This is a genomic window from Pseudomonas sp. RT6P73 (genome assembly GCF_054897715.1).
This window is the reverse complement of sequence record NZ_JBUBUV010000002.1, coordinates 2,479,614-2,500,920: the sequence shown is the minus strand read 5'-3', so window position 1 is coordinate 2,500,920 and position 21,307 is coordinate 2,479,614. Positions and strand designations below refer to the sequence as shown.

Below are 21,307 nucleotides of genomic sequence, written 5' to 3'. Positions count from 1 at the left end.
GGTCAAAGGAGCGGTTATCCTGCCGCCTCTTGTGCAGCTATTCTTTTTTGCACAGTGCTGGGAACTTGTCGGGATCCGCCACTTACTCATGCTAGAGCCCGGCGACTTCGATCGACCGGCGACCCTGAATTTCACTTGAGAGCCCTCTTATGTCCTCCGACCCGTCCATCATCCTGGTAGTAGAAGACGATGCCATTGTGCGCATGCTGATCGTCGACGTCTTGGAGGAGCTGGAATTCAAGGTCCTTGAGGCCGATGGCAGCGAACAGGCGCTGGAGTTTCTCAACGATGAAGACCAGCACATCGATTTGATGATGACCGATGTGGGTCTGCCGGTGATGGACGGCCGAGAACTGGCGACGCAGGCACGGATGCTGCGCCCTGAATTGCCGATCCTGTTTGCCAGTGGTTATGCCGAGAGCATAGATGTGCCGGAAGGCATGTCAGTCATCGGCAAGCCGTTTTCCATTGATCAGTTGCGGGACAAGGTAAAGAGCATTATTAAATAGATATATCGACAATAAAATCCCTTCAAGTGGCAATGAAGGGATCGTCTTCCATAGGCAATTAATAAATGACATAACTCAAAATTAACACCACCAGCAAAACGCACTTACACAGCAACTCTTGATTAACGCCAGATAACAAAAGAGGATCTTTCAAACACCACCCAAAACAACGAATCTAATCATGACCCTCAAACATGCAAACTCTCCAGATCAACGTTTCTTATCCCGATCTATTCCCGACACCACCATTCAATATCGCCATGTTCAAAGCGACATCAATGAGCGGATGGAAATTGTAGACAAACTAAATCAGCGAGCAGAAGAACTTAGCCCTTCGCAAGCCATCAACTTGAAAGGTGCCGTCATTTCCCTGGAGTCCGGGTCGACGCTTGATGACGCTCTGCAACCCGGTCGGGATCTGCTGCAGAAAATGTCCGAACAAAACGCTTTCAAAAAATTAATGGCAACCTTCAACATTCCCGAACACTCGCTGTTCGAAGTAACTTCCGAAGGCGAAGTAAACGCAAGATACTCTGGCAAAACAGTTGGCTTTGCGAACGCATTCAAACTTGCACCGGATCTGACAGATGATCTTCTTGCATTGGTTGAAATGGCGCCATTGACCGGTGGCGTCATCTCTCTCGCTGACCATGTCGAGTTGGCGCAATGGCTGAAATTCCATGATTACATCACTCCCCAAACTGCCGCCGAAGTTTCCAGGCTGACAGAATTCATGGAACTGAAGCCTCCAGTGAGTCCACCGCTGGGTAACTATTGGGAGATGATCAAAGCCGGGGGAGATAACTCAGTCACTCTCTCTGCCGTTCAGCGCAGTGAATTTCGCACACTCATCACCAGTTACATCAAGGATCAGTCGTTACTTGAGCATCTGGTCAATAGCATTTTCGGAGGACGGTCTACCCCCTTCAAACGCTCGGAGGCTGAGGGCGTTCTTGAAAAACTTGTTTCCAGTCCCATCGCTTTTGACTGGGCCAACGCTTACGTGCGGGATCTGGGCTGGTATGGGGCGCAAGAAAACCAACCCCAATCAGATGAGTCGCTTAAGCAAATAATGCTGACTTCGTTCTTGCTCGATCTACATCCGGGCGTCGGCGGACAAGAGCCTCGCAATCATGTGGCAGGTTTCAACTTGTATGCTGTCGAGCACATGGAAAAATCCTTCGCCGACATTCAATCGGAATTCGAAAGGCACCTGATCGAGAACCACCGGATTACCGAAAAAAATGCGGCACTGGCCGCTCACCTGTTGCTGGCAGAGGCCGCACCGGAATTTCTGGTAAGAGATCTGCCTTCCACCCTGTCACTGGGCACGCCGCAATGGGTCGAATTTTGCCGGATCGTCTCGGTGCAGGAAATCATTGCGCCGGGATCGACGCGCTCGATGACTTATGCACAACTACGCCAACTGTTGAAGTTTGATTCGGTCTCCGAGTCGCGAAAGACGCTTGACGCTCTGGCTGCCGTGGACCCGGTGATTGATTGGGGGCTGCTCAACAAAATCATCACGCCGGATGACGTAGAGAAGTCGGTCACGGACTCGCTTGAAGTGGCATTAGGCGCGTACGCCCGACATGCCAAGACGCTTGCCGAAACCGCTGAAACATTGTCTCGCCCCCTACCAACTCGCAAAAGCGTCGCACTGGACATCCTCACGCAGGTCGCCAAAGGATGTACCTATCTTGAAAACGACGTCCTTCACCAACAGAAAAATCGACCGCTGGAGGACGCTTACGCCGACCCGTTTCCCGTATCGCCTGTCGAACTGCACATGTCCAATGACCTGGGGACCGGTGACTGGGATCTGAAGAATGGCGAAAGCATTTACAAAGCGTTTCCCCAAATGCTTCCCAACCTGATTTCTCCTGACGGTGAGTTTCACCGTCAATTCAATCGCGACTATGTGGTGCATGTACAAGCAATGAACATGCATTTGAAGCAGGCTTTTTCATCAATGCCACTGCCTGATCGGACACGCCTGCTAAAAGGCAAGGTGACGATGCTCACCGTCAGACCCTCAGTCGCGAAACTCCAATCGATCACCAGCCTTCCCACAAACCCCATCGCTTCGACCATTGAAGCGGTCCTGAAGGTAACCGAGCGCAAACCCACTGAAAGTCATAAGGACATCGATGAGGCAAAGGGTCGCTACGGTGTAGTCATCTGTTCACACTTCGAAGGTCGAGTGACGTGTTACGAATTATTCACCTTGCACGGAACCTGTCGCGAAAACACCGGGCTGGCTGCGCTTATCCAAGGGGAAAACCTTTTAAACACAACCGTTCGCAGCAGTGAGAAAAACTATTCTCCTCCGGCGAAGGTGCTCCAACTGCCCACGAACATCGAGTGTTATACCCATGGGGTCACGCCCGGCCTCGTCAACGTCAGTCCTGGTGTGATCGAAAAAATCGGTGAATTGGCAGCGTCTCCATCAACGCCAGAAATCAACGGTTATTACCAGAGTTTCTATTCGACAGAGTTCGACCCATTGGTGAACTTCGTACTCAAGCACAGACCCATTGCGACCTACGACGAATTGGTGAAAGAGTGCTGGGGACAGACCCGGCTGGAGGCATTGCGCGCAAAACGGGAAAAGGATCTGGATACGTTTCTCAACTTTGTCGTGCCCTTCAAATCCTGTATCGAAGACCTGAACTCAGACGATCTGGATCGACAATTCCAAGGGGTAGCGGCCTGTACTATAGAAGCCGCAATGACCGTTTTGTTAGTCGTCGGAGCCGTCGCTCAGGTTGCCAGTCTTGCCGCCAAAAGCATGAGCCTTGCTACCAAGGCCAGCGCAATGGCAACCACGGGGCTCGGATTGGTGAGCACCCTGTTCAATCCGCTGGACGGAGCATCCGACTTGTTTTTACAAGGCGCAAAACTGTTGCGCAAAACGTGGCGCAGCAGCGTGGCCGCGTTGGATAACGCGATTGTCAATGCGCGCAAATGGTCGGGTATAACGCCACACCACCAACTGGCCGCAACCGCCGACCCTGACACTATTCGCCTGGGAACCTGGCGTCCCGCGCAAACTTCCCAGGATGTCTTCCAGGTATGGGGAATACGCCGTAATGACGAATGGTACGCCCTGAACCGATTGGGTCAGCCTTGGGGAGCCAAACTGGAAAATTTCAATTACAAATTCAAACTGCCTACCCTGCCGTGGCACAGGATCATGCCAAAAAGCTACACCCAACGTTACATGAAGAAAGCTATTCCCGCCGCCAAAGCCAAACTGGACAGTGCCATCCGTTTGTTGGCCGATGTAGAGGCAGACGACGAGGTTCGCAAGGTTCTCAAATATCTGTTTGGGACAGGATCCGACGAAGCCGCTCAACATATCGGGCTAAAACTGCGTGCAATACGCAAGGATCTCGATGCCTTCACGCTCACTAATGTGTCGTTCCGAAAAGCCGATGTCAGCGCGGTGGCGGCACTGGACGTGCCTGATTACAAGCGGTGGAAGCAGGCGGTAACTAATGGGACTGCACATAAAGAATCAGTCAAGAGATTCATCAAGATTTACCCGGAACACCTGGATGATTTTTTTCGCACAACCAAATACGATGAATCCAGAATTGCGGATGTTTTGATCCATGAGATGTCACATGGCGCACCTGGCACGCTCGATCTGTATTACGGAAAGACTCTGAATCGTGTTGAATTCGACGCTGCACCGTTAATTGATCTCGCGCGTAACCCTCGCATGGTTGACCCGGCTTTTTCGAACCCTTACAAGACGGTGGACACGCAAAAATTTACGCATCTGCATCAGTTTGAGTCCATTCGCCCCAGTCTCCCGACTCTGATTCAGAAGCATCCAGCCTTATACAACGCGGACTCTTATGAAGTAGCGGTTTCCTTGATCGACCAAATCAAATCCGATCCTTCTGGATTTGCCATGAATATGACTACCATCGAGACTGCGCTAAGCAACACCGCAGCCGATAATTTCCTGGGCTCATTAGAAATCAATCTTGGCAGAGTCTCGAAATAATTTTTGTTCTCGACGCCAAAATCAATCAAGTTTGACTGATAAAAAATGCCAGTCCCGTTCAGGACTGGCATTTATGCATCTATCAAATTTTATCCAGAACAAAGAATCCAGCAACCACCACAACGAATGCACGCCATCGCCAAGCAAGATGCGAATCCTGACTCCAAACAGGATTAAAACTATCTGGCGCTGTGGTTTAATTGCGCCCTTTTCGCGCCCTACCGCCTGCAGCAAGGCTGGGACATTACGTTCAGCAGCCCGGCCGGCACCGGTGAACATCGGGCTGACCTGACGGCGCCGGGCATTCGCGAAGTGCCGGCTGGCCTGTCAGTGATCGGAAAGCCGTTTTCCATTGATCAGTTGCGGGACAAGGTAAAGAGCATTATTAAATAGATATCTCGACAATAAAATCCCTTCAAATGGCAATGAAGGGATCGTCTTCCATAGGCAATTAATAAATGACATAACTCAAAATTAACACCACCAGCAAAACGCACTTACACAGCAACTCTTGATTAACGCCAGATAACAAAAGAGGATCTCTCAAACACCAACCCAAAACAATGAATCTAATCATGACCCTCAAATATGCAAACTCTCCAGATCAACGTTTCTTATCCCGATCTATTCCCGACACCACCATTCAATATCGCCATGTTCAAAGCGACATCAATGAGCGGATGGAAGTTGTAGACAAACTAAATCAGCGAGCAGAAGAACTTAGCCCTTCGCAAGCCATCAACTTGAAAGGTGCCGTCATTTCCCTGGAGTCCGGGTCGACGCTTGATGACGCTCTGCAACCCGGTCGGGATCTGCTGCAGAAAATGTCCGAACAAAACGCTTTCAAAAAATTAATGGCAACCTTCAACATTCCCGAACACTCACTGTTCGAAGTAACTTCCGAAGGCGAAGTAAACGCAAGACACTCTGGCAAAACAGTTGGCTTTGCGAACGCATTCAAACTTGCACCGGATCTGACAGATGATCTTCTTGCATTGGTTGAAATGGCGCCATTGACCGGTGGCGTCATCTCTCTCGCTGACCACGTCGAGTTGGCGCAATGGCTGAAATTTCATGGTTACATCATTCCCCGAACCGCCGCTGAAGGTTCCAGGCTGACAAAATTCATGGAACTGAAGCCTCCAGTGAGTCCACCGCTGGGTAACTATTGGGAGATGATCAAAGCCGGGGGAGATAACTCAGTCACTCTCTCTGCCGTTCAGCGCAGTGAATTTCGCACACTCATCACCAGTTACATCAAGGATCAGTCGTTACTTGAGCATCTGGTCAATAGCATTTTCGGAGGACGGTCTACCCCCTTCAAACGCTCGGAGGCTGAGGGCGTTCTTGAAAAACTTGTTTCCAGTCCCATCGCTTTTGACTGGGCCAACGCTTACGTGCGGGATCTGGGCTGGTATGGGGCGCAAGAAAACCAACCCCAATCAGATGAGTCGCTTAAGCAAATAATGCTGACTTCGTTCTTGCTCGATCTACATCCGGGCGTCGGCGGACAAGAGCCTCGCAATCATGTGGCAGGTTTCAACTTGTATGCTGTCGAGCACATGGAAAAATCCTTCGCCGACATTCAATCGGAATTCGAAAGGCACCTGATCGAGAACCACCGGATTACCGAAAAAAATGCGGCACTGGCCGCTCACCTGTTGCTGGCAGAGGCCGCACCGGAATTTCTGGTAAGAGATCTGCCTTCCACCCTGTCACTGGGCACGCCGCAATGGGTCGAATTTTGCCGGATCGTCTCGGTGCAGGAAATCATTGCGCCGGGATCGACGCGCTCGATGACTTATGCACAACTACGCCAACTGTTGAAGTTTGACTCGGTCTCCGAGTCGCGAAAGACGCTTGACGCTCTGGCTGCCGTGGACCCAGTGATTGATTGGGGGCTGCTCAACAAAATCATCACGCCGGATGACGTAGAGAAGTCGGTCACGGACTCGCTTGAAGTGGCATTAGGCGCGTACGCCCGACATGCCAAGACGCTTGCCGAAACCGCTGAAACATTGTCTCGCCCCCTGCCAACTCGCAAAAGCGTCGCACTGGACATCCTCACGCAGGTCGCCAAAGGATGTACCTATCTTGAAAACGACGTCCTTCACCAACAGAAAAATCGACCGCTGGAGGACACTTACGCCGACCCGTTTCCCGTATCGCCTGTCGAACTGCACATGTCCAATGATCTGGGGACCGGTGACTGGGATCTGAAGAATGGCGAAAGCATTTACAAAGCGTTTCCCCAAATGCTTCCCAACCTGATTTCTCCTGACGGTGAGTTTCACCGTCAATTCAATCGCGACTATGTGGTGCATGTACAAGCAATGAACATGCATTTGAAGCAGGCTTTTTCATCAATGCCACTGCCTGATCGGACACGCCTGCTAAAAGGCAAGGTGACGATGTTCACCGTCAGACCCTCAGTCGCGAAACTCCAATCGATCACCAGCCTTCCCACAAACCCCATCGCTTCGACCATTGAAGCGGTCCTGAAGGTAACCGAGCGCAAACCCACTGAAAGTCATAAGGACATAGATGAGGCAAAGGGTCGCTACGGTGTAGTCATCTGTTCACACTTCGAAGGTCGAGTGACGTGTTACGAATTATTCACCTTGCACGGAACCTGTCGCGAAAACACCGGGCTGGCTGCGCTTATCCAAGGGGAAAACCTTTTAAACACAACCGTTCGCAGCAGTGAGAAAAACTATTCTCCTCCGGCGAAGGTGCTCCAGCTGCCCACGAACATCGAGTGTTATACCCATGGAGTCACGCCCGGCCTCGTCAACGTCAGTCCTGGTGTGATCGAAAAAATCGGTGAATTGGCAGCGTCTCCATCAACGCCAGAAATCAACGGTTATTACCAGAGTTTCTATTCGACAGAGTTCGACCCATTGGTGAACTTCGTACTCAAGCACAGACCCATTGCGACCTACGACGAATTGGTGAAAGAGTGCTGGGGACAGACCCGGCTGGAGGCATTGCGCGCAAAACGGGAAAAGGATCTGGATACGTTTCTCAACTTTGTCGTGCCCTTCAAATCCTGTATCGAAGACCTGAACTCAGACGATCTGGATCGACAATTCCAAGGGGTAGCGGCCTGTACTATAGAAGCCGCAATGACCGTTTTGTTAGTCGTCGGAGCCGTCGCTCAGGTTGCCAGTCTTGCCGCCAAAAGCATGAGCCTTGCGACCAAGGCCAGCGCAATGGCAACCACGGGGCTCGGATTGGTGAGCACCCTGTTCAATCCGCTGGACGGAGCATCCGACTTGTTTTTACAAGGCGCAAAACTGTTGCGCAAAACGTGGCGCAGCAGCGTGACCGCGTTGGATAACGCGATTTTCGACGCCCGCAGATGGGCGGGCGTAACGCCACACAGCCAACTGGCCGCAACCGCCGACCCTGACACTATTCGCCTGGGAAGCTGGCGTCCCGCGCAAACTTCCCAGGATGCCTTCCAGGTATGGGGGATACGCCGCAATGACGAATGGTACGCTCTGAACCGATCGGGCGAGCCTTGGGGAGCCAAACTGAAGGGATTTGATTTCAAACTCAAACTGCCCATCCCTCACTGGCATAAAGTCATGCCTAAAAGCTACGCTCGTACAGTGATCAAAGAAGGTTTACCACTCGCCAGCAGAAAAGTAGACGATGCCATCCACGTATTGAATGATCCTGCGCTGATTCAGGAATCGAATGCGGTTCTTGACCTTCTGCTTGCGGATAACTCTTCTGCAGCCCGAGGTACTTACCGCGATTACCTGATTGCAGTCAGAGAGGATCTTTCAAATATCAAACCCGCCAACTTCATAATCGACAGCGGTAAAGAAAGCGACGCAATAGCCGAGCTGCATTGGGGGCTATACAACGACTGGAAGACCGGCAACAAGGCGCAAAATGCCAATAACGAATTCATCCACGTCTACAGCAACAACTTCAACGAAGCCTATCGCAAGGATCATTTCAACCCGGGCATCACTGCCGATACTTTCGTTCATGAAATTTTCCACGGTACGCCGAAAACCAAAGATTTCGCCTACGCCGACCACAGCGGAATATTTCAGCGTGGTTCTCAGCAATTGGACGTAAGTCCACTCCTGAATCTCGCCAACGCCAAGATATCCATGGGCCTGCCGAGCTTTCCAAATGCCAACTACAACCGCGGTACGGCGTTTAAAAATGCCGACTCGTTTGCATTGACGACATCGCTGCTAAGCCAATTAAAGACGAACAAGCAAGCGTATCAGCAGAATATAGCGATCATGAAAGCGGCACTAGAAAATGCCAACCATGAATACATCAGCGGGAAGACAGTGGTAAAACTCAACATTCTTTGAGTTTCAGACGTGTCGAGTGACTGAAACAGGGTGCATGCGACCACTACTGTACTGTGGTTTAATTGCGCCCTTTTTTGCCTCCTCGCTTGCTGCAAAGGATCACTGTTCATGACTCAGCCACCCGCCACCAAAGTCCTGGTCATTGGTTACGTCTGGCCCGAGCCTCGCTCCTCGGCAGCCAGTGGGCACGTCATGCAAATCCTCGATACGTTCCTGCAACAGGGCTGGGACATTACCTTCAGCAGCCCGGCCGGCACCGGAGAACATCGGGCTGACCTGACGGCGTTGGGCATTCGCGAAGTGCCGATCGAGTTGAACAACAGCAGTTTCGACGCGTTTATCCGTGAACTGGCGCCGGATATCGTGCTGTTCGACCAGTTCATGATGGAAGAGCAGTTTGGCTGGCGTGTAGAGAAGCACTGTCCTGACGCGTTGCGTGTGCTTGAAACCTCGGATTTGCAAAGCCTGCGACATGCGCGGCACCAACGACTCAAAGACCGCTTGAAGGCCAGTGACGACAATAATGATTTCAGCGACCTGTTCGCGCCGGCGTTGCGCGAAGAGTTCGAATTGATGGCCGATACCGATCTGGCCAAGCGAGAGGTTGCTGCGCTGTATCGTTGCGACTTGAACTTAATGATCTCTGAAGTGGAAATCGAATTGCTGGTCGAGCAGTTCAAAATGCCGCGCAACTTGCTGCATTGGTGTCCGCTGATGGTCCAGCCTCCAAGCGTGCCTCCGGCCGCCTTTGAAGATCGGGCACACTTCCTCAGCATCGGTAACTTTCGACACGCGCCGAACTGGGATGCGGTGCTCTGGATGAAGACGGTGATCTGGCCGTTGATCCGCGAACAATTGCCCAGCGCTCAATTGCACATCTACGGCGCCTACACGCCGCCCAAGGCCACTGCACTGCATAACCCGGCCCAGGGTTTTCATGTCATGAACTGGGCGGAAGATGCCTTGCAAGTGATGTCGGCGGCGCGGGTGTGCCTGGCGCCGCTGCGATTCGGTGCAGGTATCAAAGGCAAGATCGTCGACGCCATGGTGTGCGGCACGCCCACGGTCACAACGCCTATCGGTGCAGAAGCGATGCATGGAGAGCATCGCTGGCCAGGCGACGTGACCCGAACAGCACGGGAATTCGCCGAATGCGCCGTTCAGCTATACAAGGATCAAACTCTTTGGACCGTCGCCCAATCGCTGGGGCGGACGTTGCTGGCCGATCGGTATCGACAGTCGGAACATGGCCCTGCACTGATCGACAAGTTGTTGTATTGCCAACAACATCTGACACACATTAGAAGCTACAATTTCACCGGCAGCATGTTACGCCACCACCACAATAAAAGTACGCAATACATGGCGCAATGGATAGAAGCGAAGAACCGAAAACCACTGTAAACACGCGCACCAATTCTAAACATTCTGCATTAACACTATTATTGACCAACTTTAACACTCGCCCTATAACTACCCCACCAAACACAAGCTCGCTAGTTGAGCGAGACACTACCACACTCACTTATAAATTAATGCAGGGATGCTTTAAATGGACAACTTCGTTCAAAATAACTTCACACTAAATAACTGGATGGCTGGCAGTCCGACGATTGACACATTGTCACTCAGTGAATTGACACTTCCAGGCACCCATAACGCCGGGAGCGACTGGAACGCATCTTGGCCGACGATTCCAGGAGCCCATTGGCTGGCCTGCCAGCACCAATCGTTTTATTCCCAGCTGTGCAACGGCGCCCGAGCGCTGGATATCCGATTGATGTTCGATGCCAATGCGCCGGGACTTGGAAAGTTCCGAATGCATCACAACGGTTACCGCAACGCTCGCAGCTTGGGGAACCTGTTGGATGACGTGAGGAATTTTTTGCGTGAAAACCCCGACGAATTCATTATCCTGGACTTTCACGAACTAAAAGGCGATACGTTCGATTTCACCTATTTCAACAACATGATGATTCACCTGCTTGGTTACCGCATCATCCCTACTCAAAACCGGTCTCTGAGCCTTCGTCAACTCAAACGAGTCAGTTCTGAACAAAGAGTTCTGGTCTCGGCCCCAGGGAACTGGGCACTTGATCGAAACGTGTTCCTTGGGCAAATTGAACACAAATGGTCTGGCAGTGGCATTACCAGTGCCGCTGATTTGAAAAAGCACATCACTAATGTGCTGACAAGCCCACCAGGAACATGGGCGCCGTGGTCCCTATCCGCCACCAGTTACAGCGCCCTAGGCGGCCCCGAAGATATTCATAAAGAGCTTGATTCGTGGTTTGATCCGAAAAAAAGCGATTGGGCACAAAAATGCAACATCATCAACGTCGACTTCATTGAAGAGACGCAAATTGTTTCATATTGCCGAACCGTGAACTTGAATAAGGCCGCCAAGCGAGCCTATTAACCGCCGTGCCATTAAATGGCTATTTTTGTGCAAGTATTTCCGTGACTGGCAATACTGTCGCTTACTTCTATGCTGGGTCATGAAAGCCTTTCTACGCAGGCGAGCAATACGGGTGTAGCACTCAGCCACATCTGACACCTTTACTTCGTCGCCCAACGGAAGGGGCGAGACAACGACAAGGAACTGTCATGACCCATAACACAGCAGGCACGTTAGACAAACAAAAGTGGATGAGTAACGTCCTCGACATCGATCGTATAAAACTGACCGATGTCGTCTGGCCCGGCGCCCATAACGCCGGCATGGATAAACAGGCGCCTAATTATGATGTGGTCATCGGCAACTGGACGACGTGTCAAAACGACTCATTTGCCTGGCAACTGTCCAATGGCGCACGAGCCTTTGATATCCGCCTGGGCTACACCGAGGGTATTGACCAGTCGATCTTCTATTTTCATCACAATGGATACCAATCCCACCGCGTCCTCGATGAACTGATCACGGCGGTTTCAGCGTTCCTTGAACGTAATCCGGATGAATTCATTGTGCTGGATTTCCACCAGCTCGAAGACGGGTCCAAACCCTTTGATTATCAAAAACTCAATGATCTTCTGGTGAGTCGACTCGGACAGCGGGTGATACCGCCCGAGGATGCGACAAAAACAATCGGTGAGCTCAAGCGGATCAGCACTCGCCGCAGGGTGATGTTGTCGGCGCTTGTACGTCCGGGACTGGATGAGGATTACTTCTGGCCGCGCATCCCGCATAAGTGGGTCAACAAGCGGTTTACCGACACCGAGGATCTGAAATCCCATATTTCCAATACACTCAAAGACGCGCCTTACGAAACATTTCTATGGTCGTTATCGGCCACCAGCTACGCGTTTCTGGGAGGTCCTCAAGACATCAAAAACCAGATCAATGACTGGTTCAATCCCACCCGGGACTGGGTGACGCGCTGCAGCATCATCAATACCGACTTTTTTGATGAGTCAGAGATCGTTCGTTATTGCTGGACGGCCACCAGCATGAAAGCCGTGTACGGTCATGCCTTGCATGATCGGGCTACGGCGTAACGCCCGCAGCGTTGCAAGCTGGCATTACAGGCCAGGAAAGAGGCATGATCAGGGTGCAATGACAATAAGAAGCGCCCTGACATGACCCGAACCGCCAGAGTCACCGATCCTTCCTACGAACTTATGGACGACCACAACGGGTTGTCGATCATCTATCGCCAGCATGGATTCCCCTGCCCTTTGGTGCGCTGGCATTTCCACAAGGAATACGAACTGCACCTGATCGTCGCCAGTTCCGGCAAGGTGTTCATCGGCGACTACATCGGCAACTTTTACCCGGAATCCCTGTTCCTGACCGGCCCCAATCTGCCCCACAACTGGATCAGCCAGGTGGCCGAAGACGAGGTAGTGCCCAAACGCGACATGCTGGTCAATTTCACCGATGAGTTGTTTGAGAGCGGTCATCAGGTGTTCGCGGAACTCAGGACCCTGGAGCCACTGCTGGAGCGTGCGCAGTACGGCATCGAATTTCGTTGCAAGCGCACCATCCGCCAGGCCATGACCTTGATGCAACGCATTGCCGATACCAAAGGCATAACCCGGCTGGGGCACTTTTTTATTCTGCTGGAACTGCTCGCCGCTTCTGACGATTTTCAGTTGCTGTCGGGGGCCACCACGCCGCAACTGGCGGATGAGCACAACATCGATCGCACCAACCGGGCGGTGGATTACATTTTTGCGCATTACGCCCGGGACCTGCCGCTCGAGGAAGTTGCCGAGCACTTGGGCATGAAGCCGACTTATTTTAGCCGGGTGTTTAAACAGGCCACCGGGCGATGCTTCATCGAGTTCGTCAATCGCCTGCGTATCAGCAAATCCTGCGAGCTGCTGGCTGATGGCGACAAAACGGTGACCGATGTGTGTTTCGAGTCGGGCTTCAACAATATTTCCAACTTCAATCGGCGTTTTCAGCAGCTCAAGGGCATGACGCCTTCGCATTACCGGCGGCTGGCGGTGCAGCGGTTGACTGAGCAGAACCTGGGTTGATCGTCTTGGTAATGGGGTGATCTTTAGTACGCCTTCACGGGCAAGCCTCGCTCCTACAGGTTTTACGTATATCCCTGTAGGAGCGAGCAGTGCGGCGATCCGACTTGCCCGCGAAGAGGCCCGTAAACCTGTACAAACTCGATGACCATTCACCTCCGCAAAGCCTGTCCTAACAGTTCCCTCCTTTAATCCCAGTGCAAAATAGTATCGATTCAAGTGCGACGGATGATTTGTCACATCTTCCATTGAACGCTGTAATCAGTGCACATTCTTCCCTCCGCAGGAAGACACAAAAACAATAACTGTCCTTCTGTAACCCATGGGTGCAGAAAAGGAGTGCACGATGCAACCTTCTGTAAAAGCTCTGCTTGCCCTCACCTGCATGACCCTCAGCAGCGTCAGCCTCGGCGCTCAGACCCTGACCATCGCCACCGTCAACAACAGCGACATGATCCGCATGCAAAAGCTCTCGAAAACCTTCGAGGCCGAGCACCCGGACATCAAGCTCAATTGGGTGGTGCTGGAAGAAAACGTCCTGCGACAACGCTTGACCACCGACATCGCGACGCAAGGCGGGCAGTTCGACGTGCTGACCATCGGCATGTACGAAGCCGCACTCTGGGGAGCCAAGGGCTGGCTGGAGCCGATGAAGGACTTGCCGGCCACCTACGCCCTCGACGATGTCTTCCCTTCGGTGCGTGAAGGCCTTTCGGTCAAGGGCACGCTCTACGCCCTGCCGTTTTACGCGGAAAGCTCCATCACCTATTACCGCACCGACCTGTTCGAAGACGCCGGGCTGACCATGCCTGAGCACCCGACCTGGACGCAGATCGGTGAATTCGCCAGCAAACTCACCCATAAAGACAAAGAACAGTACGGCATCTGCCTGCGTGGCAAAGCCGGCTGGGGCGAGAACATGGCGCTGATCACCACCGTCGCCAACGCGTACGGCGCGCGCTGGTTTGATGAGAAATGGCAACCGGAATTCACCGGACCCGAGTGGAAAAACGCCCTGAATTTCTACGTCGAGACGATGAAGAAGTCCGGCCCGCCGGGTGCTTCCAGCAACGGTTTCAACGAAAACCTGGCGCTGTTCAACAGCGGCAAGTGCGCGATCTGGGTGGACGCCAGCGTCGCCGGCTCCTTTGTCACCGACAAGACTCAAAGCAAGGTCAGCGAGTCCGTTGGCTTCACCTTCGCACCCCACGAGACCACTGACAAAGGTTCGGCCTGGCTCTATTCCTGGGCTCTGGCGATTCCGACCAGTTCCAAGGCCAAGGACGCGGCTAAAACCTTCAGTGCCTGGGCCACTTCCAGGGAATACGGCGCCCTGGTCGCCGAAAAAGACGGCATCGCCAACGTGCCGCCCGGCACTCGGGCCTCGACCTACAGCGAGGCGTACATGAGCGCCGCGCCGTTTGCCAAGGTCACGCTGGAATCGCTGAAAGCGGCGGACCCGAGCAAGCCGACCCTCAAACCGGTGCCCTATATCGGCATTCAGTTAGTAACCATTCCTGAATTCCAGGCGGTGGGTACTCAGGTCGGCAAGTTGTTCTCGGCGGCGCTGATCGGCCAGACCACGGTCGACCAGGCGTTGGCGGCCGCACAACAAACAACCGAGCGTGAGATGAAGCGCGCCGGTTATCCCAAGTAACCCCACCTGTAGGAGCGAGGCTTGCCCGCGATAGCGGTGTTCCAGCCGCTGAAGATGTTTCGGATGTACCGGCCTCTTCGCGGGGCAAGCCTCACTCCTACAGGTTTGACGCAATCCATGTGGGAGTGAGCCTGCTCGCGATGACGGCTTCACATTCAACATTGTGGGTGACTGATACACCGCCATCGCGAGCAGGCTCGCTCCCACATTTTGATCTTCGTCTGTCTGTCCTAATCGGTTTAATGCCATGAATATTTCAACTGCCAAAGCTCACATGGACATCCCCCAACCGGTGCGTAAAAACCGGCTGGCCAATCCCGGCTGGTTTCTGGTCAGTCCATCGGTGGCGTTGTTGCTGCTGTGGATGATCGTGCCGCTGGGCATGACCGTTTACTTTTCGATGATCCGCTACAACCTGCTGTACCCCGGCGAAAACCAGTTCGTGGGGCTGGAGAACTTTACGTACTTCCTGACTGACTCCGGGTTCATGCCCGGCGCCACCAACACCCTGTTGCTGGTTGGCAGTGTGCTGCTGATCAGTGTGGTGCTGGGCGTGCTGATCAGTGCGTTGCTGGAGGCCAGTGAGTTCCTCGGTCGCGGCATCGTGCGGGTGATGCTGATCTCGCCGTTTTTCATCATGCCCACCGTCGGGGCGCTGATCTGGAAGAACCTGATTTTCCACCCGGTCTCGGGGATTCTCGCCTACGTCTGGAAGCTGTTCGGTGCGCAGCCGGTGGACTGGCTGGCGCATTACCCGCTGCTGTCGATCATCATCATTGTGTCCTGGCAATGGCTGCCCTTCGCGATCCTGATCCTGATGACCGCCATGCAGTCCCTCGACCAGGAACAGAAAGAAGCCGCGCGCCTCGATGGTGCCGGGCCGATTGCGATTTTCTGGCACCTGACCCTGCCGCACCTGGCACGGCCGATTGCGGTGGTGGTGATGATCGAAACCATCTTCCTGCTCTCGGTGTTCGCCGAAATCTTCACCACCACCAACGGCGGCCCCGGCTACGCCTCGACCAACCTCGCCTACCTGATCTACAACCAGGCGCTGGTGCAGTTCGACGTCGGCATGGCGTCCGCCGGCGGGTTGATCGCGGTGGTGATTGCCAACATCGCGGCCATCGTGCTGGTGCGGATGATCGGCAAAAACCTGACAGATAAAGCCTGAGGCCTGCGCCATGACTCTTCAACAATCCCGCCGCCTGCAAAGCCTGCTGCTTGGCACCCTGGCCTGGGCCATCGCGATCCTGATCTTCTTCCCGATCTTCTGGATGGTGCTGACCAGTTTCAAAACCGAAATCGACGCCTTCGCCACGCCGCCGCAGTTCATCTTCACGCCGACGCTGGAGAACTACCTGCACATCAACGAGCGCAGCGATTACTTCAGCTTTGCCTGGAACTCGGTGGTGATTTCGTTCAGCGCTACTGCTCTGTGCCTGCTGATCGCGGTGCCGGCGGCGTACTCGATGGCGTTCTACGAAACCCAGCGCACCAAAGGCACGTTGCTGTGGATGCTCTCCACCAAGATGCTGCCGCCGGTGGGCGTGCTGATGCCGATCTACCTGCTGGCCAAGAGCTTCGGCCTGCTCGATACGCGCATCGCGCTGATCGTGATCTACACGCTGATCAACCTGCCGATCGTGGTCTGGATGATTTACACCTACTTCAAGGACATTCCCAAAGACATCCTCGAAGCCGCACGCCTCGACGGCGCCACGCTGTGGCAGGAAATGGTCCGTGTGCTGCTGCCGATCGCCAAGGGCGGCCTGGCTTCAACCGTTTTGCTGTCGCTGATCCTGTGCTGGAACGAGGCGTTCTGGTCGCTGAACCTGACCTCGTCCAAAGCCGCGCCGCTGACCGCATTGATCGCTTCGTACTCAAGTCCAGAAGGCCTGTTCTGGGCCAAGTTATCGGCGGTGTCGACGCTGGCCTGTGCGCCGATCCTGATCTTCGGCTGGATCAGCCAGAAACAATTGGTCCGCGGCCTGTCGTTCGGCGCCGTGAAGTAGCCCTCAAAGAATTAGCACTAAGGAGCGCCATCATGGCCAACCTGAAAATCAAGAATCTGCAAAAAGGCTTCGAAGGCTTTTCCATCATCAAAGGCATCGACCTGGAAGTGAACGACAAGGAGTTCGTGGTCTTCGTCGGTCCTTCGGGCTGCGGCAAATCCACGTTGCTGCGGCTGATCGCCGGGCTGGAGGAAGTCAGCGGCGGCACCATCGAACTCGATGGTCGTGACATCACCGAAGTCAGCCCGGCCAAGCGCGACCTGGCGATGGTGTTCCAGACCTATGCCTTGTACCCGCACATGAGCGTGCGTAAAAACATGTCGTTTGCCCTCGACCTGGCCGGTGTGCCGAAAGCTGAAGTCGAGAAAAAAGTCGGCGAAGCGGCGCGCATCCTTGAGCTGGGGCCGATGCTGGAGCGCAAGCCGAAGCAACTGTCTGGCGGCCAGCGTCAACGGGTCGCCATCGGCCGCGCCATTGTGCGCAACCCGAAAATCTTTCTGTTCGACGAACCGCTGTCCAACCTCGATGCCGCCCTGCGAGTGCAGATGCGCCTTGAACTATTGCGCCTGCACAAAGACCTGCAAGCGACGATGATTTACGTGACCCACGACCAGGTCGAAGCCATGACCATGGCCGACAAAGTGGTCGTGCTCAACGGCGGCAAAATCGAGCAAGTCGGCTCGCCGCTAGACCTGTACCATCAGCCGGCCAACCTGTTCGTCGCAGGCTTTCTCGGCACGCCGAAAATGGGCTTCCTCAAGGGCAAAGTTACCCGCGTCGACAGTCAAAACTGTGAAGTCCTGCTGGACGCCGGCACCCGCATCACGCTGCCGCTGGCCCGCGCCAACCTGAACGTCGGCGGCGCGGTGACCCTGGGAATTCGTCCGGAACACCTCAACCTCGCGCAAACCGGCGACTGCACTTTGCAGGTCACCGCCGACGTCAGCGAACGCCTGGGCAGCGACACCTTCTGCCACGTCGTGACCTCTTCCGGCGAAGCACTGACCATGCGCGTTCGTGGCGACCTGGCCAGCCGTTACGGCGAAGCCTTGAGCCTGCACCTGGACGCCGAACACTGCCATTTATTCGATGCCGCCGGCGTGGCGCTGACCCGCCCGCTGCGCGCAGCGGCCTGATTTAGAGAGCCTTTGATGAAACTCAATAAACACAACCTCAACCGCCTCGCCCCCGAGGTGGTCCTGCCCGCCTACACCCTGAGCGATACGCGCCAGGGCATTGCACACATCGGCGTCGGCGGCTTTCATCGTGCCCATCAGGCGTATTACACCGACGCCTTGATGAATACCGGTGAAGGTCTCGACTGGGGGATCTGCGGGGTCGGCCTGCGCGCCGAAGACCGCCGCGCCCGTGACGATCTGAAAGAGCAGGATTACCTCTTCACCCTGTTCGAGCTGGGCGACACCGACGACACCGAAGTCCGGATCATCGGCGCGATTCGCGACATGCTGCTGGCCGAAGACGGCGCGCAGGCGTTGATCGACAAACTCGCCAGTCCAGAGATCCGTATCGTCTCGCTGACCATCACCGAGGGCGGTTACTGCATCGACGACAGCAACGGCGAGTTCATGGCGCACCTGCCGCAAATCCAGTACGACCTGGCGAACCCGAACGCACCAAAAACCGTGTTCGGCTTTCTCTGCGCCGCACTGGCCAAACGCCGCGCCGCCGGCACGCCAGCATTCACCTTGATGTCGTGCGATAACCTGCCGCACAACGGCGCGGTCACCCGCAAAGCCTTGTTGGCCTTCGCCGCTTTACGCGACGCCGATCTGCGCGACTGGATCGACAGCCATGTCAGCTTCCCCAACGCCATGGTCGACCGCATTACCCCGATGACCAGCACCGAGCACCGGCTGCAACTGGCGGACAAACATGCGCTGGACGATGCCTGGCCGGTGGTCTGCGAACCTTTTGTGCAGTGGGTGCTGGAAGACAAGTTCGTCAATGGGCGGCCGGCCTGGGAAAAGGTCGGCGTGCAATTCACTGACGACGTCACGCCGTATGAAGAGATGAAGATCAAACTGCTCAACGGCAGTCATCTGGCCCTGACGTATCTGGGGTTCCTGAAGGGTTATCGCTTCGTCCACGAGACCATGAATGACCCGCTGTTTGTGCGCTACATGCGTGCCTACATGGACCTGGATGTCACACCCCAACTGTCGCCGGTGCCAGGGATTGATCTGACGGATTACAAAAACACTCTGGTCGCACGTTTCTCCAATCAGGCGATTGCCGATCAGCTGGAGCGCGTGTGTTCGGACGGCTCGTCGAAGTTTCCCAAGTTCACCATTCCGACGATCAATCGGCTGATTGCCGATGGCCAAGAGACCAAGCGTGCCGCGCTGGTGGTGGCGGCCTGGGCGTTGTATTTGAAGGGGGTGGATGAGAATGGGGATACCTACTCGATACCCGATCCTCGTGCGACGTTCTGCCAGGCCTTGGTGGCGGATGATGTGTTGATTACCCAGCGGTTGCTCGAAGTCGAGGAGATTTTCGGAACAGCGATTCCGCGTTCGCCGGAGTTTGTGGCGGCGTTTGAATGGTGCTGTAACAGCTTGCGGGAGGTGGGAGTGACGCGGACGTTGGAGCGGGTTCTGGCATAAGCCCTGCGGTGAAACCACTGCCGCCTTCGCGGGCAAGCCTCGCTCCTACAGGTCCGGGGTCAACCATCTGATCCGCGCTCGACACTAACCTTGTAGGAGCGAGGCTTGCCCGCGAATGGCTTCACCAAGATCGACCAGACACACCAAGGATTTTCCATGACAAACCAACACCTCTTCCTCGGCATCGACTGCGGCACCCAAGGCACCAAAGCCATCATCCTCGACGCCGTCAGCGGTCAGGTGCTGGGCCAGGGCGCCGCCTCGCACAGCTTGATCAGCGGCGCCAACGGTCGTCGCGAGCAAGACACCAGCCTGTGGCTGGAAGCGTTCACCCTGGCCACCCACCGTGCGTTGCTCGCCGCGAAAGTCGACGGTCAGGACATCCTCGGCATCGGCGTCTCCGGCCAGCAACACGGCCTGGTGCTGCTCGATGATCAGGGCCGGGCGCTGCGTCCGGCGAAGCTTTGGTGTGACACCGAATCCACTCCGGAGAATGACCGTCTGCTGACTCACCTCGGCGGCGAAAAGGGCTCACTGGAGCGCCTCGGCGTGGTCATCGCGCCGGGCTACACCGTTTCCAAATTGCTGTGGACCAAAGAACAGCACCCGGACATTTTTGCCCGAATCGCCCGCATCCTCCTGCCTCACGACTACCTGAACTACTGGCTCACCGGCCGCAGTTGCAGCGAATACGGCGACGCCTCCGGCACCGGCTATTTCAACGTGCGAACCCGCCAATGGGATCTGCAGCTACTGCGCGACATCGACCCGAGCGGACGCCTGCAAGCCGCGCTGCCGGAGTTGATCGATGCGCATCAAGCGGTTGGCACGATCCTGCCAAGCATCGCCGAACACCTGGGCATCAACCCGCAAGCGCTGGTCTCCAGCGGAGGCGGCGACAACATGATGGGCGCCATCGGCACCGGCAACATCAAGCCCGGCGCGATCACCATGAGCCTCGGCTCTTCGGGAACGGTGTACGCCTATTCCGACCAGCCGAAAGTCAGCCCGGATGCGTCGGTCGCGACCTTCTGTTCCTCCAGCGGTGGCTGGTTGCCGCTGATCTGCACCATGAACCTGACCAACGCCACCGGGGTCATTCGCGAGCTGCTCGACCTGGATATCGAGCAATTCAATGACTTGGTGGCACAAGCACCCATCGGTGCCGAAGGCGTGTGCATGCTGCCGTTCCTCAACGGCGAGCGCGTCCCCGCCCTGCCCCATGCCACCGGCAGCCTGCTGGGCTTGACCATGACCAACCTGACCCAGGCCAACCTGTGCCGCGCCGTGGTGGAAGGCACCACCTTCGGTTTGCGTTACGGACTGGACCTGCTGCGCCAGAATGGCTTACAAAGCCGCAGCATTTGCCTGATCGGCGGCGGCTCGAAAAGCCCGGTGTGGCGGCAGATGGTCGCCGACATCATGAACACCCCAGTCATCTGCACCGAGCAAAGCGAAGCCGCAGCCCTCGGTGCGGCGATTCAGGCGGCGTGGTGCAAGTCCTGGGCAAACGGCCACGAGGACAGCCTGGCGGACCTTTGCGAGCGTTGCGTGAAGCTCGATCCGGCCAGCGAAACCTTGCCGATTGCCGACAATGTGGCGGCCTGTCAGCAGGCCTATGAACGCTATCAACAGCATGTCGCAACCCTTTAAAGAGCGAAC

General features: G+C 55.0%; 14 protein-coding genes. 13 read left to right on the top strand and 1 reads right to left on the bottom strand.

What is annotated here, in order from left to right; all coding sequences use genetic code 11:
• Positions 1–149 precede the first annotated feature (149 nt).
• Positions 150–509 carry a response regulator gene (locus ACYZT6_RS12220; RefSeq protein ID WP_462027097.1) on the top strand — a complete coding sequence of 120 codons (360 nt, stop codon included), beginning with the start codon at positions 150–152 and terminating at the stop codon, positions 507–509.
• Positions 510–690: 181 nt separating this feature from the next.
• Complete coding sequence (locus tag ACYZT6_RS12215; protein ID WP_462027096.1) at positions 691–4,527, top strand: hypothetical protein; 3,837 nt, start codon at positions 691–693, stop codon at positions 4,525–4,527.
• 21 nt (positions 4,528–4,548) lie between these two features.
• Here ACYZT6_RS12215 and ACYZT6_RS12210 read toward each other — a convergent pair whose 3' ends face one another.
• Entirely contained in the window at positions 4,549–4,806 is a 258-nt protein-coding gene (locus ACYZT6_RS12210) for a hypothetical protein (RefSeq protein WP_462027095.1), read from the bottom strand.
• A 296-nt stretch (positions 4,807–5,102) separates the two neighbouring features.
• On the opposite strand from ACYZT6_RS12210, the gene ACYZT6_RS12205 reads away from it, so the two are divergent.
• The 11 genes from ACYZT6_RS12205 (at position 5,103) to xylB (ending at position 21,298) form a co-directional block, all read left to right on the top strand.
• On the top strand, positions 5,103–8,870 hold the full coding sequence (locus ACYZT6_RS12205; protein WP_462027094.1) for a hypothetical protein: 3,768 nt from the start codon (positions 5,103–5,105) through the stop codon (positions 8,868–8,870).
• A gap of 108 nt (positions 8,871–8,978) precedes the next feature.
• On the top strand, positions 8,979–10,274 hold the full coding sequence (locus ACYZT6_RS12200) for a glycosyltransferase (protein WP_462027093.1): 1,296 nt from the start codon (positions 8,979–8,981) through the stop codon (positions 10,272–10,274).
• A gap of 148 nt (positions 10,275–10,422) precedes the next feature.
• Entirely contained in the window at positions 10,423–11,289 is an 867-nt protein-coding gene (locus ACYZT6_RS12195) for a phospholipase (RefSeq protein WP_462027092.1), read from the top strand.
• A 188-nt stretch (positions 11,290–11,477) separates the two neighbouring features.
• The gene (locus tag ACYZT6_RS12190) at positions 11,478–12,365 is read left to right on the top strand and encodes a phospholipase (RefSeq protein WP_462027091.1); all 888 of its coding nucleotides are present in this window, start codon (positions 11,478–11,480) and stop codon (positions 12,363–12,365) included.
• Positions 12,366–12,446: 81 nt separating this feature from the next.
• A complete protein-coding gene (locus ACYZT6_RS12185) occupies positions 12,447–13,352 on the top strand; it encodes an AraC family transcriptional regulator (RefSeq protein ID WP_462027090.1) in 906 nt (301 codons plus the stop codon).
• 343 nt (positions 13,353–13,695) lie between these two features.
• Positions 13,696–15,006 carry an ABC transporter substrate-binding protein gene (locus ACYZT6_RS12180; RefSeq protein ID WP_462027089.1) on the top strand — a complete coding sequence of 437 codons (1,311 nt, stop codon included), beginning with the start codon at positions 13,696–13,698 and terminating at the stop codon, positions 15,004–15,006.
• A 247-nt stretch (positions 15,007–15,253) separates the two neighbouring features.
• Positions 15,254–16,180, top strand: coding sequence for a carbohydrate ABC transporter permease (locus ACYZT6_RS12175; protein WP_462027088.1), 927 nt, complete (start codon positions 15,254–15,256; stop codon positions 16,178–16,180).
• A gap of 10 nt (positions 16,181–16,190) precedes the next feature.
• Entirely contained in the window at positions 16,191–17,021 is an 831-nt protein-coding gene (locus ACYZT6_RS12170) for a carbohydrate ABC transporter permease (protein WP_007936731.1), read from the top strand.
• 32 nt (positions 17,022–17,053) lie between these two features.
• A complete protein-coding gene (locus ACYZT6_RS12165; RefSeq protein WP_462027087.1) occupies positions 17,054–18,157 on the top strand; it encodes an ABC transporter ATP-binding protein in 1,104 nt (367 codons plus the stop codon).
• Between the two features lie 15 nt (positions 18,158–18,172).
• Entirely contained in the window at positions 18,173–19,645 is a 1,473-nt protein-coding gene (locus tag ACYZT6_RS12160) for a mannitol dehydrogenase family protein (protein WP_462027086.1), read from the top strand.
• A gap of 156 nt (positions 19,646–19,801) precedes the next feature.
• Positions 19,802–21,298 (top strand): xylulokinase, encoded by a 1,497-nt coding sequence (xylB, locus tag ACYZT6_RS12155; protein ID WP_462027085.1) that lies wholly within the window; start codon positions 19,802–19,804, stop codon positions 21,296–21,298.
• Positions 21,299–21,307 lie beyond the last annotated feature (9 nt).

What these genes read in the sequence shown, in the direction of transcription:
- ACYZT6_RS12195 (WP_462027092.1), top strand. Translation starts at nt 10,423, where the DNA reads ATGGACAACTTCGTTCAAAATAACTTCACACTAAATAACTGGATGGCT.
- ACYZT6_RS12220 (WP_462027097.1), top strand. Translation starts at nt 150, where the DNA reads ATGTCCTCCGACCCGTCCATCATCCTGGTAGTAGAAGACGATGCCATT.
- ACYZT6_RS12200 (WP_462027093.1), top strand. Translation starts at nt 8,979, where the DNA reads ATGACTCAGCCACCCGCCACCAAAGTCCTGGTCATTGGTTACGTCTGG.
- ACYZT6_RS12180 (WP_462027089.1), top strand. Translation starts at nt 13,696, where the DNA reads ATGCAACCTTCTGTAAAAGCTCTGCTTGCCCTCACCTGCATGACCCTC.
- ACYZT6_RS12190 (WP_462027091.1), top strand. Translation starts at nt 11,478, where the DNA reads ATGACCCATAACACAGCAGGCACGTTAGACAAACAAAAGTGGATGAGT.
- xylB (WP_462027085.1), top strand. Translation starts at nt 19,802, where the DNA reads ATGACAAACCAACACCTCTTCCTCGGCATCGACTGCGGCACCCAAGGC.
- ACYZT6_RS12170 (WP_007936731.1), top strand. Translation starts at nt 16,191, where the DNA reads ATGACTCTTCAACAATCCCGCCGCCTGCAAAGCCTGCTGCTTGGCACC.
- ACYZT6_RS12165 (WP_462027087.1), top strand. Translation starts at nt 17,054, where the DNA reads ATGGCCAACCTGAAAATCAAGAATCTGCAAAAAGGCTTCGAAGGCTTT.
- ACYZT6_RS12210 (WP_462027095.1), bottom strand. Translation starts at nt 4,806, where the DNA reads ATGTTCACCGGTGCCGGCCGGGCTGCTGAACGTAATGTCCCAGCCTTG.
- ACYZT6_RS12205 (WP_462027094.1), top strand. Translation starts at nt 5,103, where the DNA reads ATGACCCTCAAATATGCAAACTCTCCAGATCAACGTTTCTTATCCCGA.
- ACYZT6_RS12215 (WP_462027096.1), top strand. Translation starts at nt 691, where the DNA reads ATGACCCTCAAACATGCAAACTCTCCAGATCAACGTTTCTTATCCCGA.
- ACYZT6_RS12160 (WP_462027086.1), top strand. Translation starts at nt 18,173, where the DNA reads ATGAAACTCAATAAACACAACCTCAACCGCCTCGCCCCCGAGGTGGTC.
- ACYZT6_RS12185 (WP_462027090.1), top strand. Translation starts at nt 12,447, where the DNA reads ATGACCCGAACCGCCAGAGTCACCGATCCTTCCTACGAACTTATGGAC.
- ACYZT6_RS12175 (WP_462027088.1), top strand. Translation starts at nt 15,254, where the DNA reads ATGAATATTTCAACTGCCAAAGCTCACATGGACATCCCCCAACCGGTG.